The sequence below is a fragment of the Streptomyces sp. NRRL F-2664 genome (assembly GCF_000719345.1).
In the GTDB taxonomy this organism is placed as follows: Bacteria; Actinomycetota; Actinomycetes; order Streptomycetales; family Streptomycetaceae; genus Streptomyces.
Window position 1 is genome coordinate 1 of sequence record NZ_JOFX01000444.1, and the last position, 334, is coordinate 334.

The 334-nt window shown below is 71.0% G+C and carries 1 protein-coding gene; it reads left to right on the top strand.

What is annotated here, in order from left to right:
* On the top strand, positions 1-334 hold a 334-nt coding region (locus IF89_RS39910; RefSeq protein ID WP_043195057.1), incomplete at both ends, for a hypothetical protein.

Consider the following 334-nt stretch of genomic DNA (forward strand, 5'->3'; position numbering starts at 1 on the left):
AGACGGGCACGGTCACCGAGACCGTGTACGACCCCGAAGAGGGTGCTACCGGGCTGGTCGTGTCGCAGAAGACCACCGGCCGGGACGGCAAGGTGCTGCAGGAGACCTCCAACACCCTTTCCGCGGACCGGCGCACGGTCACCGGGACCGTCACCCGCACCGCAGACAGCAGCGGGAAGCTCGCCGCCCGAGAGCAGACCACATTCGGGTACGACGAGTACGGGCAGGCCGCCTCGCAGACGGTCTCCTGGGCTGAGGGCGCGGGTGAGGAGGGCCGGGGCGAGGGGCCGGGCGAGCTGAAGACTGAGGTCAGCCGCACCGTTCAGGACGGGCG